Annotated in this window: 15 protein-coding genes and 1 tRNA gene; 7 read left to right on the top strand and 9 right to left on the bottom strand. The window is 46.0% G+C overall.

Going from position 1 to position 13,429, the window contains the following annotated elements:
- The first annotated feature begins 60 nt into the window (after nt 1–60).
- Genes IEN92_RS02745 through IEN92_RS02725 form a run of 5 tightly spaced genes read left to right on the top strand, consistent with a single transcriptional unit; the run spans nt 61 to nt 4,192 of the window.
- The gene (locus tag IEN92_RS02745) at nt 61–1,428 is read left to right on the top strand and encodes a pitrilysin family protein (protein ID WP_216160390.1); all 1,368 of its coding nucleotides are present in this window, start codon (nt 61–63) and stop codon (nt 1,426–1,428) included.
- Nucleotides 1,428–2,765 carry a pitrilysin family protein gene (locus tag IEN92_RS02740; RefSeq protein WP_216160387.1) on the top strand — a complete coding sequence of 446 codons (1,338 nt, stop codon included), beginning with the start codon at nt 1,428–1,430 and terminating at the stop codon, nt 2,763–2,765. The genes IEN92_RS02745 and IEN92_RS02740 overlap by 1 nt, the downstream gene beginning before the upstream one ends.
- Nucleotides 2,758–3,372, top strand: coding sequence for a 16S rRNA (guanine(966)-N(2))-methyltransferase RsmD (gene rsmD, locus IEN92_RS02735; protein WP_370623898.1), 615 nt, complete (start codon nt 2,758–2,760; stop codon nt 3,370–3,372). The genes IEN92_RS02740 and rsmD overlap by 8 nt, the downstream gene beginning before the upstream one ends.
- 36 nt (nt 3,373–3,408) lie before the next feature.
- Nucleotides 3,409–3,906, top strand: a complete 498-nt coding sequence (coaD, locus tag IEN92_RS02730) for a pantetheine-phosphate adenylyltransferase (RefSeq protein WP_215374182.1) — start codon at nt 3,409–3,411, stop codon at nt 3,904–3,906.
- Between the two features lie 16 nt (nt 3,907–3,922).
- Nucleotides 3,923–4,192 carry a YfhL family 4Fe-4S dicluster ferredoxin gene (locus tag IEN92_RS02725; RefSeq protein WP_215374179.1) on the top strand — a complete coding sequence of 90 codons (270 nt, stop codon included), beginning with the start codon at nt 3,923–3,925 and terminating at the stop codon, nt 4,190–4,192.
- A 5-nt stretch (nt 4,193–4,197) separates the two neighbouring features.
- On the opposite strand, the gene pth is transcribed toward IEN92_RS02725, so the two are convergent.
- The 6 genes from pth to IEN92_RS02695 form a co-directional block, all read right to left on the bottom strand.
- Entirely contained in the window at nt 4,198–4,788 is a 591-nt protein-coding gene (pth, locus tag IEN92_RS02720; RefSeq protein WP_215374176.1) for an aminoacyl-tRNA hydrolase, read from the bottom strand.
- A 94-nt stretch (nt 4,789–4,882) separates the two neighbouring features.
- Complete coding sequence (locus IEN92_RS02715; protein ID WP_215374172.1) at nt 4,883–5,533, bottom strand: 50S ribosomal protein L25/general stress protein Ctc; 651 nt, start codon at nt 5,531–5,533, stop codon at nt 4,883–4,885.
- A 145-nt stretch (nt 5,534–5,678) separates the two neighbouring features.
- Complete coding sequence (locus IEN92_RS02710; RefSeq protein ID WP_215374169.1) at nt 5,679–6,647, bottom strand: ribose-phosphate pyrophosphokinase; 969 nt, start codon at nt 6,645–6,647, stop codon at nt 5,679–5,681.
- A gap of 52 nt (nt 6,648–6,699) precedes the next feature.
- Nucleotides 6,700–6,776: transfer RNA gene (locus IEN92_RS02705), tRNA-Gln, on the bottom strand.
- 5 nt (nt 6,777–6,781) lie between these two features.
- Nucleotides 6,782–7,657, bottom strand: coding sequence for a 4-(cytidine 5'-diphospho)-2-C-methyl-D-erythritol kinase (gene ispE / locus IEN92_RS02700; RefSeq protein ID WP_216863888.1), 876 nt, complete (start codon nt 7,655–7,657; stop codon nt 6,782–6,784).
- Nucleotides 7,650–9,137, bottom strand: coding sequence for a lipoprotein insertase outer membrane protein LolB (locus IEN92_RS02695; RefSeq protein WP_215374166.1), 1,488 nt, complete (start codon nt 9,135–9,137; stop codon nt 7,650–7,652). Before IEN92_RS02695 ends, ispE begins: the two co-directional genes overlap by 8 nt.
- 35 nt (nt 9,138–9,172) lie before the next feature.
- Between IEN92_RS02695 and mutM the strand changes: the two genes are divergently transcribed.
- Nucleotides 9,173–10,009 (top strand): bifunctional DNA-formamidopyrimidine glycosylase/DNA-(apurinic or apyrimidinic site) lyase, encoded by an 837-nt coding sequence (gene mutM / locus IEN92_RS02690; protein ID WP_215374164.1) that lies wholly within the window; start codon nt 9,173–9,175, stop codon nt 10,007–10,009.
- Complete coding sequence (gene mutY / locus IEN92_RS02685; RefSeq protein ID WP_216160384.1) at nt 9,994–11,139, top strand: A/G-specific adenine glycosylase; 1,146 nt, start codon at nt 9,994–9,996, stop codon at nt 11,137–11,139. The genes mutM and mutY overlap by 16 nt, the downstream gene beginning before the upstream one ends.
- On the opposite strand, the gene rapZ is transcribed toward mutY, so the two are convergent.
- The 3 genes from rapZ to IEN92_RS02670 are packed head-to-tail and all read right to left on the bottom strand — an operon-like array spanning nt 11,084 to nt 13,422.
- Nucleotides 11,084–11,974 (bottom strand): RNase adapter RapZ, encoded by an 891-nt coding sequence (rapZ, locus tag IEN92_RS02680; protein ID WP_215374158.1) that lies wholly within the window; start codon nt 11,972–11,974, stop codon nt 11,084–11,086. The two genes, mutY and rapZ, sit on opposite strands and share 56 nt — an antisense overlap.
- Nucleotides 11,975–11,977: 3 nt before the next feature.
- Nucleotides 11,978–12,964 carry an HPr(Ser) kinase/phosphatase gene (hprK, locus tag IEN92_RS02675; RefSeq protein WP_216160381.1) on the bottom strand — a complete coding sequence of 329 codons (987 nt, stop codon included), beginning with the start codon at nt 12,962–12,964 and terminating at the stop codon, nt 11,978–11,980.
- Complete coding sequence (locus IEN92_RS02670) at nt 12,961–13,422, bottom strand: PTS sugar transporter subunit IIA (protein WP_216160379.1); 462 nt, start codon at nt 13,420–13,422, stop codon at nt 12,961–12,963. The genes hprK and IEN92_RS02670 overlap by 4 nt, the downstream gene beginning before the upstream one ends.
- Nucleotides 13,423–13,429 lie beyond the last annotated feature (7 nt).

Genomic DNA, 13,429 nt, shown 5'->3' with positions numbered 1-13,429 from the left:
TCGATACAATTTAAACCTTGCATCTTATCAATTTAATTTTGGGATATGGTGATTTAGCAGATGCGCTCCAATTTACTCCGAATTCTCTTTTTATTCTTGGTATTAGCACCACTGTCATGGGCTGCTAATAGTGATTTAGCAGATACCCATGAATTCATGCTCAATAATGGATTAAAGCTGATTGTTCGCGAGGATCATCGCGCGCCTACGGTAGCGCATATGGTTTGGTACCGGGCTGGCTCAATGGACGAAGTCAATGGGCGCACGGGTGTAGCCCACGTACTTGAGCACATGATGTTCAAAGGCACTGAGAAAGTAAAGGCGGGAGAGTTTTCTCGTCTAGTTGCAGCAGTGGGTGGTCGTGAGAATGCCTTTACGTCACGTGATTACACCGCGTATTTTCAGCAGGTTGAAAAATCAAAACTCGATGAGGTCATCAAGCTAGAGGCAGATCGTATGTCGAATCTGAATTTTGATGATGCTGAGTTTTTAAAAGAAATTCAGGTGGTGATGGAAGAGCGACGTCTGCGCACTGAAGATAATCCAAGTAGCTTATTGAATGAATCATTAATGGCTACTGCCTATATGAGTTCACCTTATCGTCATCCGGTAGTGGGCTGGATGAATGATCTCCAAAACATGACTGCATCTGATGCACGCGACTGGTATCGCAGTTGGTATAAGCCCAATAATGCAACTGTGGTCATTTCTGGTGACGTTGATGCCAAGCAGGTGCTATCACTGGTCGAGAAATATTACGGAGCAGTTGCCGCACAAGAGTTGCCAGTGCGCAAGCCGCAATTAGAGCCACCCCAAAAAGGTATTAAACAGGTGCAAGTGAAAGCCCCTGCAGACAGTCCCCAATTGGCCATGGCTTGGAAAGCGCCACGTCTAGAGCCCGGCAAGCTCGATGATGTTGAGCCATATGCCCTTGAACTACTGACAGCTGTATTGGATGGTTATGACAACGCTCGCCTAAATAGGGTGCTGGTGAAGCAAGAAAAAGTAGTAAATGATGTTGGCGTGGGATATGACATGGTGTCACGTGGACCAGAATTATTTGTTGTTAATGTCTCGATAGCTAAGGGAAAGACGGTTACTCAAGCTCAGTCGAGCATTCGTAGGGCCTTAGAAGAACTCAAGCAAAAAGGAATTTTGGAGTCAGAGCTTCAGCGTATCAAAGTGCGTATTTTGTCTGAGCAGATTTATAAGCGTGACTCTATATTCGGGCAAGCAATGGAAATTGGGGGCACTGAGATGGCAGGATTCTCTTGGAGGGATATCAACTATATGCTAGACAAGATGCAAACGATAACGCCTGAACAAGTTCAAGCAGTTGCTAAAAAATATCTAGTTGATGAAGGTTTAACTATTGCAGTGCTGGATCCAGTAGCTCGAAAATCTGCAGCCACTCAGGAGGGCAAATAATGAATGCTCTCAATAAAACGATTCTGGCTTGCATGCTGGCATTGACCTGTCATGGAGCTGCATATGCAATTTTGCCGATAGAGCAACTGGATGGTTATAAAGGCGCCAAGGGATTTTTAGTACAAACCAAAGCGCTTCCTATGGTCGATATTGAAGTCAGCATCGATGCTGGGGATCGTTATGATCCAGCGGACAAAAGTGGACTCGCAGATATGACGGCAGCCCTGATGAATTATGGGGTTCGGGGAGATCAAGGATACTTAAATGAGGCGCAAATTGCGGATGAAATTGCGGATTTGGGCGCGAATATCGGTCTATCTGTCGGTGGTGAGCGAGCCATTTTACGAATTCGGAGTCTAAGTAGAAAAGATTTGCGAGAGCGGGCTGTGAAGTTGGCTTCCGCGATGCTCAGCGCCCCAAGTTATGACGTCAAAATTGTTGATCGAGAAAAACAAAGAACGATTGCTAATTTACTTGAGGCCGAAACCAAGCCAGAGTATGTGTTGGAGCGTAGTTTTACTAAATCAGTTTATGGTAATTACCCATTAGCGAATTCACCCTCCACTAAATCAGTAGCATCACTAAACACAACGGATTTGCTGCAATTTCACAAGCAGTTTTATCGCAGTGAGCGCATGATTGTGAGTATTGTGGGGGATGTTGATCGCGCAGAAGCTAATGAGATCATGCAGGCTTTGCTGCAAAAAATTCCTCAATCAGGCCCTGTGATTCCTAGCTTGCCAGAATTGCAACGGTCCCCTATAGAACCCTTGGCGCAGCGTGAACAGCAAATTCCATTTGATTCTCAGCAAGCTCATATTGCAATGGGTATGACAGCAGTGACCCGGAACAACCCAGATTACTTCCCGCTCTTGGTTGGTAATTATGTTTTGGGCGGCGGTGGCTTTGTTTCTCGCTTAATGTCTGAGGTGCGCGAGAAGCGTGGCCTTGCCTACAGCGTCTTTAGTTATTTTGCCCCTGGTAAAGACACAGGCATTTTCCAGGCAGGCTTGCAGACCAAAGGCGATCAAGCTTCTCTTGCCCTAGAGGTAATGAGTTCAACCATTGCTAAATTTATTGCTGATGGGCCCACGCCTGCCGAGCTCCTAGCTGCCAAGTCGAATTTGGTGAACGGCTATCCACTGCGTATTGATAACAATCGCAAGCTCTTGGATAACGTTTCATCGATCGCTTGGAATAATTTGCCACTGGATACGATGGAGATTTGGACTAAGCAAGTTGAGGCAGTGACTTTAGAACAAGTGACGGCTGCATTTCAAAAATATCTGGCAATGGATCGCATGAGAATTGTAGTTTTGGGGGCTCAAAATAAATAAGCAGATCAAAAATCTGAAAGAGCCTCCAAAAAAAGTCCGCATTATTGGGGGGCTTTGGCGGAGTCGTTTACTCACGGTATTGGATTTACCTGGACTGCGACCCACTACTGATCGCATCCGAGAAACTGTATTTAACTGGCTTGGTCAAGACCTAACGGGCTTGCAGTGTTTAGACCTATTTGCAGGCACTGGCGCTCTAGGATTTGAAGCGGCCTCTCGTGGTGCGGATGTTGTGGTGTTGTTAGAAAAAGATAAAAAAGCCCATGCAAACCTTTTGACAAATTTTTCTTTATTGCAGTCTTCCCCAGTTGATGGGCAAATTGAAATATTGCACAGAGACAGTTTGGAGTATTTAAAGCAACAAGCAGATCACTCCAGCAATTTAATTTTCATAGATCCGCCTTTTCAAGATACGCGATTGTTGGATCAGGCCGTGATAGAAGCTGGGAGAGTGTGCGATGACTCGAGCGGCGGTGGCATTTATGTAGAATTTCCCTCTGAGCGAAGCCGCGAGGAGGTAGAGGCCCTCTTACCGGAGTGGCATTGTGGAAAATACTTAGAGGCGGGACAGGTAAAAGCTTGTCTATTTCGGGGTGGAAGGGACTAAACTCTTGCCTGTAGCTGATAAAGCCTTAGGAGAGTTATGACTGTCGCTGTTTACCCAGGAACTTTTGATCCCTTTACTCGTGGTCACGAAGATTTAGTGCGTCGTGCATCCAGCATTTTTGATCAGTTGATTGTGGGGGTTGCCTCTAGTCGCAGCAAGCATCCATTCTTCTCATTGGAAGAGCGTATTGATATTGCTACTGAAGTATTGGGGCACTACTCTAATGTCAAGGTAGTTGGCTTTGATGGCTTATTAAAAGATTTTGCACGTGAGCACAATGCTAGGGTGATTGTGCGCGGCTTGCGTGCTGTTTCTGACTTTGAGTATGAGTTTCAGATGGCGGGCATGAATCGTTATCTCCTGCCGGATGTTGAAACTTTATTCTTAACTCCTTCTGATCAATACCAATTTATTTCGGGTACCTTTGTGCGTGAGATTGCTTCAATGGGCGGTGACGTTAGCAAGTTTGTTTTCCCATCCGTAGAGAAGTGGTTGGTCAAGAAGATTGCCAGTAATCAGCAAAATAAAGCATAGGGCTAGTTACTAAATCATGGCCTTAATGATTACGGACGAATGCATCAATTGTGATGTGTGTGAGCCAGAATGTCCTAATGATGCGATTTATATGGGATTGGAGATTTATGAGATCGATCCCGATAAATGCACCGAATGTGTTGGTCACTACGATGCGCCCCAATGCCGTCAGGTTTGCCCGGTCGATTGCATCCCATTTAATCCCAGCTATACCGAATCTCAAGACCAGTTAATGGCAAAGTACAGGCTATTAACGGCTAGTAAAAAGGCAAGTTCAGCTAACTGAGCAATTTAGCCTTTGGAGTGCAGCTCCAGCATGGCAGTTTGCGTATCACCCTTCATAAAGAGCGGCAAGATTTGCAAAGCATTTTCAATGCTGGCATCAATTAATTTTTGTTCTGCTAACTGCGGCCTGCGTAAAACATAATCAGCCACATCCATCACACGGCCATCACCAGCCACATCTCGTGGATGACCAATACCCAGGCGTAGTCGCCAGTAATCAGGAGTCCCTAAGTGGGCTTGAATATCTTTTAAGCCGTTATGACCACCAGTGCCCCCACCCAATTTAATGCGGGCAGTTCCAGGCTTTAGATCAAGTTCATCTTGAACAACCAAAATATCTGCTGGTGTCATTTTGTGAAAGCGACAAAGTGCACCTACTGCTTGGCCACTCAAATTCATATAAGTACTCGGTTTGAGTAGAAAGAGATCTTCACCTTCCCATTTGGCTTTTGCTACTTTGCCCTGAAAGCGTTTTTCAGATTCAAAGCGAGTATTTAATTGTTTCGCCAAGGCATCGACAAACCAAAAGCCGGCATTATGCCGATCCTCTTCGTGTTCATCTCCAGGGTTACCCAGTCCAACGATTAATTTAGTCATGGTGAGAGTGTAAAGATTTCAACGCATTTCGACAAAAGAAAAAAGAAAGCCCGCTTGCGCGGGCCTTCGTTTGCAAACAGTGCAGCTTAATAAATTAAGCTTTGTCCTTTGCATCAGCAGCCGGAGCAGCGGCTGGAGCTGCAGCGGCAGCAGGAGCGGCCTCTTCAGTCTCAGCGGCTTTTACAGCTGGGATACGGGCGTTTGCAATCACCGGGTTCTCTTGCTCAACGTGCAATACCAAGGTAACGCCTTTTGGCAATACAACGTCTTTTGCATGGATGGAGTGACCCACTTCAATTTTGCCCAAGTCCACTTCAAGGAACTCTGGTAAGTCTGCTGGTAAGCAAGATACTTCGAGGTCATTGAGGATGTGGCTAATAACAGCACCTTGCAATTTCACTGCAGCGGAAGTGTCAGCATTGGCGAAGTGCAATGGAACGCGCATGTGAACTTTCTCAGTCGCAGAAACGCGCTGGAAGTCAATGTGCAATACCAATGGTTTAAATGGATGCATTTGGTAATCACGTAACAACACTTTTTGTGCGGCTCCGCCGATTTCCAAATCTAGAATGGATGAGTGAAATGCTTCCTTGCGGAGAGCATGAAACAGTGCGTTATGGTCTAACTCGATAACAGCAACTGGATCTTTACCACCGTAAACGATTCCCGGAGTTTTTCCGGAATTGCGCAGACGGCGGCTCGCACCCGTTCCCTGTACGCTTCTTTCAAAGGCTACTACTTTCATAATAAATTCCCTAGTTAAGGTTAATTTCCGTTCGCGACCAAACAGAAAAGCCTTCGATTATATCGTGGGAAGAGGTATTTTTGCCTAAAAATACTCAAAAAACGCCTGAGAAGTGCCAAAAACGGGGTAAAACGGGGTTTTTGCCTTATTCCGCAAACATCGACATCACGGAGTCGCCTTTGCTAATGCGAGAAAGGGTCTCTGCTAGCAAGGGGGCTACGGTCAACTGACGAATTTTGCTCACTTTGAGAGCTTCTGCAGTCAATGGGATGGTGTCAGTAACGACGAGTTCATCCAGTTCTGAAGCGGCGATACGAGCTACAGCACCGCCAGAGAGAACGGCGTGGGTACAGTAAGCGGTTACGCCCTTGGCACCACGCTCTTTGAGTGCTTCAGCAGCCTTACAGAGAGTTCCGCCGGTATCAATGATGTCATCCATGATGACGCAATGGCGGCCTTCTACTTCACCAATCAAATGCATCACTTCTGAAACGTTGGCTTTGGGGCGACGTTTATCAATAATCGCTAAATCTGTACCTAGCTGTTTTGCCATTGCACGGGCACGAACTACACCACCAATATCGGGTGAGACGATGATGAGATCTTTTTGGGTCTTCTGAGCCTCTAGGTCAGCCAAGAGCACTGGCGAGGCGTAAATGTTATCTACTGGAATATCAAAGAAACCTTGAATTTGATCGGCGTGGAGGTCCATCGTCAGTACGCGCTCAATGCCTGCAACCGACTGGAGCATATTGGCCACAATGCGCGCAGAGATTGCAACTCGAGCAGAACGTGGACGGCGATCTTGACGGGCATATCCAAAATAGGGAATAACTGCAGTGATGCGACCAGCAGATGCGCGCTTAAGTGCATCGATCATGATCATGAGTTCCATCAAGCTGTCGTTAGTAGGCGCACAAGTTGATTGAATAACCACAACATTCTTGCCACGGACATTTTCTTGAATTTCTACTTGAATCTCGCCATCAGAGAAGCGACCTACAAACGCTTTGCCCATTGGGAGATGAAGTTCTTTAGCGACAGCCTCTGCCAAAATGGGATTTGCATTGCCTGTAAATAGCGTCAGTAAATCTGAGTGGGTAGAGGCAGTCATAGAATCAGGCTTTATCGGGTCAAAAGGTTGTCTTTAACGTTTCTACAGTATTTGGCAGGGGAAGAAGGATTCGAACCTTCGCATGCTGGAATCAAAATCCAGTGCCTTAACCAGCTTGGCGATTCCCCTACAGGTCAATCTGAAGAAATCAAATTGTAAGCGGGATTCTTATTTAACCCACTAACAACTCGTCCCACCCATCCTTTTGGAAGATTTTGTAAAAGATTATCCAGTTTTGCGAAATCCGTCTTGGGATCCAAGAGGGTAAAAACGCTGCTTCCAGAACCAGACATACGGGGCTCTGAGCCAGGTACTGCCTGGGTAATCCAATCCAAAGCTTGCTTCACTTCAGGACAAATCCGCATCGCTACCGCCTCACAATCGTTCGATAAATTCGACCATGGCGATGCAAGAAAACCATCAATTGTAATCGGGGCGTGGTTTCGGGTCAATTCAGGGTCTAGAAAAATGCTAGCTGTGGCAATTCCCTGTTTGGGGAAAATGACCAAGAAGTCACGATTTTCCAGGGTAATTTCTTGGATTTTTTCGCCAATTCCCTCCACAAAAGCGTTGTGGCCCCAGATGAAAAAAGGCACATCTGCACCCAGCTGAAGGCCTAAATTGGCCAAAGTTTCTTTCTCGAGCCCAAGGTTCCAGAGGGTATTGAGTCCAATGAGGGTGCTTGCAGCATCAGAAGAGCCGCCACCCAATCCTGCTCCAATCGGAATTTCTTTGGTGAGATCAATTTCTACGCCACCTTCAAAGCAAGAAAATTCTTTTAATAATTTTGCAGCCTTAACCACTAAATCATTTTCTGGAGGAACGTTGCTTATCGGGTTAATGCGGCGTACTGCATTTTCTGGAATGCTCTTTAGGCTAACTATGTCACACCAATCAATCAATTGGAAAACGGATTGGAGTAAATGGTAGCCGTCGGTACGGCGACCAATAATATGAAGAAAAAGATTTAGCTTGGCTGGTGCGGGTAGCACCAAATGATGTTTACTCATTCGGGTTATCAAATACCAGTCGAATATCAATTGACCCAATATTAGAACTGCGAGTCATGCTGAGTTTTTCCAGGCGATTCTGTTTGCTCCAGGTATAAACCAAGTCCCACCCATCTTGATTAATTTTACTGACTTGCCCTTTAGCATTTCTTTCAATGCTTGCTTCACTGCCAGGTCTGACTTCACCCCTTAGCCAGCTTGACAATCCGCGTGCAGGGAGTGGTAGTCCCAAGGTATTTTGAACTAAGGTGTCTGCGTCAATGGCGGTGACCACTTGACCATCACGTTCAAGAGTTGCTTCACCAGGAGTAATCGTAATTTTTGCAATCGATCCACCCATTGGGTTACGAATCTCCAGAATATCTTTAAGCTCATCCTGTGTCAGAGTAAATCCGCCTGAGCCACCCTGATTTTGGCTTTCAGTAATACCAACGACTTTCACAGCAAAGCGCCCGTCCCATGAGCCTTTGGAGTTTGGCTCTGGGTATGACCAGTCAGGCTTTAAACGTTTTAAAGTTTCTTTTAGAGTGGGATTGTTTGCATCAATTTTTTGACCTTGTCGCCATATTTCTTCGGCTTCAGGACGACGATTCATTGCCCAGAGAACCTCACCTGTATGGGCAGCAATATCAGCCTCAGGCTTCATAGCGAATGCTTGCTGGAGTTGTTCTAAGGCAAGTGCATTTTTGCCAAGGCGAAAGTTCACCCAACCCAAGCTATCCAAAATGAAGCTATCTTTTGGTGATAGCTGGTGCGCTTTGCTAATCAGTGCAAATGCCTCGGGTAACTTGGTATTGCGGTCTGCTAATGAATAGCCCAAGGCATTTAATGTGTTTGCATCATTAGGATATTTACGCAAAATTTCACGCAAGGTTTTTTCCATCACATCGATGTGACCGGCTTTTTCTGCAGACATCGCATAGGTATAGAGTAGACCAGGATCTTTTAGTGAGATTCTGACGGTGGATGCAATTTCGTAGAAGGCCCTCAATGCTTCTGATTCATCTTTTGCTTTTGCAAGGAGGGCTTGCAATTGCAATAAAGTTTTTTCTTGTTGTGCCGGGGTTTCTTGCTTTAAAAGTGCTATCGCTGGCTTGATAGCATCTGACCAGCGATTGCCCAAGATCAGTAAGGTAACAAAGACTTCTTTAGGTTTGGTTTCGGAAGCTGGAGAAAGTTCATCCCAAGTCTTTGCTGCTTGGAGGGCCAGCTCAGGTGAATTTCCAATAATGGCAATTTCCATCGCTCTTTGGGCAAGGCGCGGATCTTTGTATTGACGAGCCATTTCCAGATAGGTGTTGTAGGCTAAACCAGCCTCACCTCGTTGCAGAGCGATTTCAGAGGCAAGCACTTCAAATATAGCTTCCCCGCTATCTGAGCCTTTTGTCTGGGCTAAAGCTGAGCTAGCAAGAACAAGGCCGCTCGATAAAGAGGCAAGTAATAGACCTCGAATCAGGAATTTTTGTAGGAATTGGCTCATCAGCACATTCTAATCCGCGAATCTACAATCCCTGTATGCCAGAACTTCCAGAAGTAGAAGTCACCCGTTTAGGAATTACCCCTCATCTTGAAGGGCGTAAGGTCAGCGTCGTCAAAGTGCTTGATGGGCGCTTGCGTTGGCCGGTGCCCAGCAATTTACCCAAGATTTTGCCTGGACAAACAGTCCAATCGATTGCCCGACGTGGTAAATACTTGCTTCTTGAAATGGATACTGGACATTTACTCATCCATTTGGGCATGACCGGAACTTTGCGGGTCTTACCGAGTGCAGAGCCCTTGAAGACCCATGATCGAGTGACGCTAGAGTTTGGCAAATTGAGTCTGCGTTTGCATGACCCCAGAAAATTTGGTGCAGTGTTATGGCATCCCAGAACAAAAGGCCCAATTGAAAAGAATACCCTTTTGCAAAAATTGGGAGTCGAACCTTTTTCTGCAGAATTCGCAGGCGAGCTTGGCGCCCAAGTGCTGTATCAGAGTTCTCGAAAGCGTACTGTTGCAGTTAAGCAATTTCTATTGGCTGGACAAGCAGTTGTTGGTGTTGGCAACATCTATTGTTCGGAAAGCTTATTTGATGCAGGCATTCATCCTGCAAAACCTGCGGGTAAATTGACGCGCCCCCAATGTGTACGACTGGCTAATGCAGTGCGATCAATTCTAAAAAAAGCCATTGCTGCAGGGGGTAGTAGTTTGAAAGATTTTGTGAACAGTGACGGAGACCCTGGACATTTCATGGTGCAAACCAAAGTCTATGATCGCAAGGGATTGCCTTGCAAAGTTTGCAAAACCCCCATTTCACAAATTGTCCAAGGGCAACGGTCCACCTATTTCTGTCCCCAATGTCAAAAGCGCTAAGCGATACTTTTGCTGCTCGGCTGATTGCCTGGCACGGCCATAGCGGTCGCTCTGGTTTACCTTGGCAAGGGAACCGAGATCCCTATGCAGTATGGGTTTCAGAGATCATGCTCCAGCAAACGCAAGTTACAACCGTACTAGAGCGCTATCCCCGATTTATGAAGCGTTTTCCCACCGTCAAAAAATTGGCTGCTGCGGATATTGATGAAGTATTGGCGGAGTGGGCCGGTTTAGGTTATTACTCGCGGGCCAGAAATTTGCATACTTGTGCACAACAAGTGATGCAAGAATTTTCTGGAAAATTTCCAAGTGATCCTGCCTTACTTGAGCAGTTAAAGGGTATTGGTCGATCGACTGCGGGTGCGATTGCAGCATTTGCTTTTCATGAACGAGCGCCGATTCTTGATGCCAACGTCAAAAGAATTTTGGCAAGAGTGTTTGCTGTTGAGGGCTCAATTCAGGATAAGGTCGTGAATGACCGCCTATGGCAATTGGCAACAGCGTTATTACCTAATGATCCACAAGATATGCCGGTGTATACACAGGCCTTGATGGATTTTGGCGCTACTTGGTGTACCGCACGCAAACCAGTTTGTTTAGGCTCCGAAAGAAAATGCCCTTTTGAAAAAGCTTGCCAAGCAAATCTTAGTGATCAAGTACTTGCCTTGCCTCAGAAGGTTGTCAAAGCTAAATCTCCTGAATTCGATTCCGACATGGTATTAATTCGGTCTGGGAATTCGGTGCTATTGCAGAAACGTCCAAGTAAAGCAATCTGGGGCGGGCTATGGTGTTTGCCAGAGTCTGCTTGGAGACCTAAGGCTCCTCAGGCTTTAAGGGCTCCCCCAGCATTAGAGCAACTGCTAGTAGCAACTTTGCCACAAGAGAAGGTGGGGCGATTACTGAAGTCGTGTCAACAGCTATTTCAGGGCGAGCAAATCAAACATGTATTTACGCACCGTCGTTTATGGATGCAAATTTGGGAGTTGGATTTTATAAAACCACTGGAATTTTCAAATCCAGATGTGCAGTGGGTCGCGCTAAATCAACTGGGTCGCTATGGATTGCCGCAACCAATTAAGATTTTGCTACAGGGATTGAGTCAAGCTCGCGATGGCGATCTAAAAAATTAAGCTGTAGATCAGCTAAATCTTTTTGTGCACGGAAGTGTTCGCTAATCCGATTGACTAAGTAGACGGAGCGATGTTGGCCACCAGTACAGCCAATAGCAACTGTCAAGTAGCTGCGGCCATCAGCAATATAGTGAGGCAACCATTTATCAATAAATTGAATAATGTCATTTTCCATGCTGATGACTGCAGGAATCTTTTCAAGAAATTCTTTGACGGGCTTATCGTTGCCAGTTAAGGGCCTGAGGTCTTTATCGTAATGGGGGTTGGGGAGACAGCGCGCATCAAATACCAAGTCAGCATCACTAGGAACCCCCTTTTTGAATCCGAAAGATTCAAAGATGATTGAAAGGCCAAGAGGTTTGTCTTTAAGAAGATCACCAATCCAGGAGCGTAATGCGTGTGCAGGTAGATTGCTTGTATCAATCGTATGCGCTTGTGGGCGCAGGGGCTCCAGCAAATTACGTTCTTTATCGATTGCTTCAATTAAGGTAACGGATTCAGATTGAGTGGTATTGCCTGATAAAGGGTGACGCCTGCGCGTTTCAGAAAAGCGCTGAACTAAAGCATCGGTATTGGCGTTTAAGAAAACTACACGAACTTGATGATTGCGTCTTAAATTTTCAAGAATTGATGGAAGATCAGCAATCGACTGGCCACGACGGGCATCAATGGCGACCGCAATGCGTTCACTATTTTCTTTTTCTAGGGTGCTGATGAGGCTTTCTAGTAGAGATACAGGTAGATTGTCTACACAGTCATATCCTGCATCCTCAAATGCTCTCAAGGCAACTGATTTACCCGAGCCAGAGATTCCGGTAATCAGATTAATTTGCATGGCTTAGAGGAGTCGACCTTGGGATTTGACAGAGTCAGCCTCTGCATTCATTTGCTGACGTTGACGCTCTATGAATTCTTTTAGGGTATCAATACCGCGCAATTGCAAAATCGTATTACGAACAGCTGCTTCAACTAGAACAGCTAAGTTGCGACCAGCCGCCACTTGAATTTTCACGGTGCGAATGGGTACACCTAAGACATCAATATGTTGAGCTTCAAGAGGCAGTCTTTCAAACTCTCCATCCGTCCTGCGAACCAGTTGAACAATTAAACGGAGCTTCAGTTTGCGACGCACTGCAGTTTCACCAAAGATAGTGCGAATATCTAATAGCCCTAGGCCACGTACTTCGAGCAGATTGCGCAAAATTACAGGGCAGCGGCCTTCAATATAGTCTGGACCAAGACGGGCAAAATCTACCGCATCATCTGCTACTAAACCATGGCCGCGAGAAATCAATTCAAGACCCAGCTCGCTCTTACCCAAGCCAGAGTCCCCGGTAAGCAAGACTCCCAAACCTAAGATATCCATAAATACCCCATGCATTGTGATTTGGGGTGCGCCAATTTTGGTCAGGTAGATACGCAGATGATCAATCACTTCTGCTGCGGAGATCGACGTTGTAAATAAGGGAGTCGAAGAGCGCTGGCAAAAAAGCTGAAGGTCTGGATCTGCAGTTTTACCATCCGCCACAATGACGCAGGGTGGCGTTTTTGAAATCAAATTGGCAATTTGTTCTTGTTTTTGTTTTGGTTCTAGTGCCGCGTGGTAATCCACCTCTTGCTCACCAAAGATTTGTATGCGACTCGGGTGAATGAGGTTTAAGTGGCCAACCAAATCTGAACTGGCTGCAGCTGCTTTTACTGCTTCTGTTGGAAAGGTGCGGTCAGCCCCTTCTAATCCACCAATCCAAGAAAATTTGAGATCTGCTACGTTGTCATCAAAAATCTGCTGAGCAGTTACTCCCTCTAGGAGTAAGGGCTGTGTCATTTTGCTGCACCCCAGTGCTGTAGTTTTTCACATACCTTTACAGGATCCGTAGCTGTGGATAGAAATTCACGCGTGTCGGCATCTGACAATAACTGAGCAATTGAAGACAAAATTTCTAAATGTTGTTGAGTCGCTTTTTCTGGAACCAACAAAAAGATCAAAATGGAGACGGGCTGACCATCTGGAGCAGCAAAATCAATGGGGTCTTTTAGTCTCATGAAAGCAGCGCTCGGCTGCTTTAAACCTTTGACACGCCCATGAGGAATGGCTACGCCAGCTCCGAGAGCGGTAGAGCCTAAATCTTCACGAGCATTGAGGAATTCAACGACAGCATTTGCATCGATACCTACTTGTTTGGCAAAGAGGTTCCCAGCTGCTGCAAATGCATCAGATCTGCTTTTGGCAGGATTCTCTAATGCAATGCAGTCAGGGGTAAAAAGATTAGTCAGGGCATTCATTGCAATT

Origin of the sequence: Polynucleobacter sp. MWH-Creno-3A4 (assembly GCF_018881885.1) — a bacterium.
In the GTDB taxonomy this organism is placed as follows: Bacteria; Pseudomonadota; Gammaproteobacteria; order Burkholderiales; family Burkholderiaceae; genus Polynucleobacter.
This window is presented reverse-complemented; position numbering and strand designations above follow the sequence as displayed.

What these genes read in the sequence shown, in the direction of transcription:
- IEN92_RS02745 (WP_216160390.1), top strand. Translation starts at nt 61, where the DNA reads ATGCGCTCCAATTTACTCCGAATTCTCTTTTTATTCTTGGTATTAGCA.
- IEN92_RS02740 (WP_216160387.1), top strand. Translation starts at nt 1,428, where the DNA reads ATGAATGCTCTCAATAAAACGATTCTGGCTTGCATGCTGGCATTGACC.
- coaD (WP_215374182.1), top strand. Translation starts at nt 3,409, where the DNA reads ATGACTGTCGCTGTTTACCCAGGAACTTTTGATCCCTTTACTCGTGGT.
- IEN92_RS02725 (WP_215374179.1), top strand. Translation starts at nt 3,923, where the DNA reads ATGGCCTTAATGATTACGGACGAATGCATCAATTGTGATGTGTGTGAG.
- pth (WP_215374176.1), bottom strand. Translation starts at nt 4,788, where the DNA reads ATGACTAAATTAATCGTTGGACTGGGTAACCCTGGAGATGAACACGAA.
- IEN92_RS02715 (WP_215374172.1), bottom strand. Translation starts at nt 5,533, where the DNA reads ATGAAAGTAGTAGCCTTTGAAAGAAGCGTACAGGGAACGGGTGCGAGC.
- IEN92_RS02710 (WP_215374169.1), bottom strand. Translation starts at nt 6,647, where the DNA reads ATGACTGCCTCTACCCACTCAGATTTACTGACGCTATTTACAGGCAAT.
- ispE (WP_216863888.1), bottom strand. Translation starts at nt 7,657, where the DNA reads ATGAGTAAACATCATTTGGTGCTACCCGCACCAGCCAAGCTAAATCTT.
- IEN92_RS02695 (WP_215374166.1), bottom strand. Translation starts at nt 9,137, where the DNA reads ATGAGCCAATTCCTACAAAAATTCCTGATTCGAGGTCTATTACTTGCC.
- mutM (WP_215374164.1), top strand. Translation starts at nt 9,173, where the DNA reads ATGCCAGAACTTCCAGAAGTAGAAGTCACCCGTTTAGGAATTACCCCT.
- mutY (WP_216160384.1), top strand. Translation starts at nt 9,994, where the DNA reads ATGTCAAAAGCGCTAAGCGATACTTTTGCTGCTCGGCTGATTGCCTGG.
- rapZ (WP_215374158.1), bottom strand. Translation starts at nt 11,974, where the DNA reads ATGCAAATTAATCTGATTACCGGAATCTCTGGCTCGGGTAAATCAGTT.
- hprK (WP_216160381.1), bottom strand. Translation starts at nt 12,964, where the DNA reads ATGACACAGCCCTTACTCCTAGAGGGAGTAACTGCTCAGCAGATTTTT.
- IEN92_RS02670 (WP_216160379.1), bottom strand. Translation starts at nt 13,422, where the DNA reads ATGAATGCCCTGACTAATCTTTTTACCCCTGACTGCATTGCATTAGAG.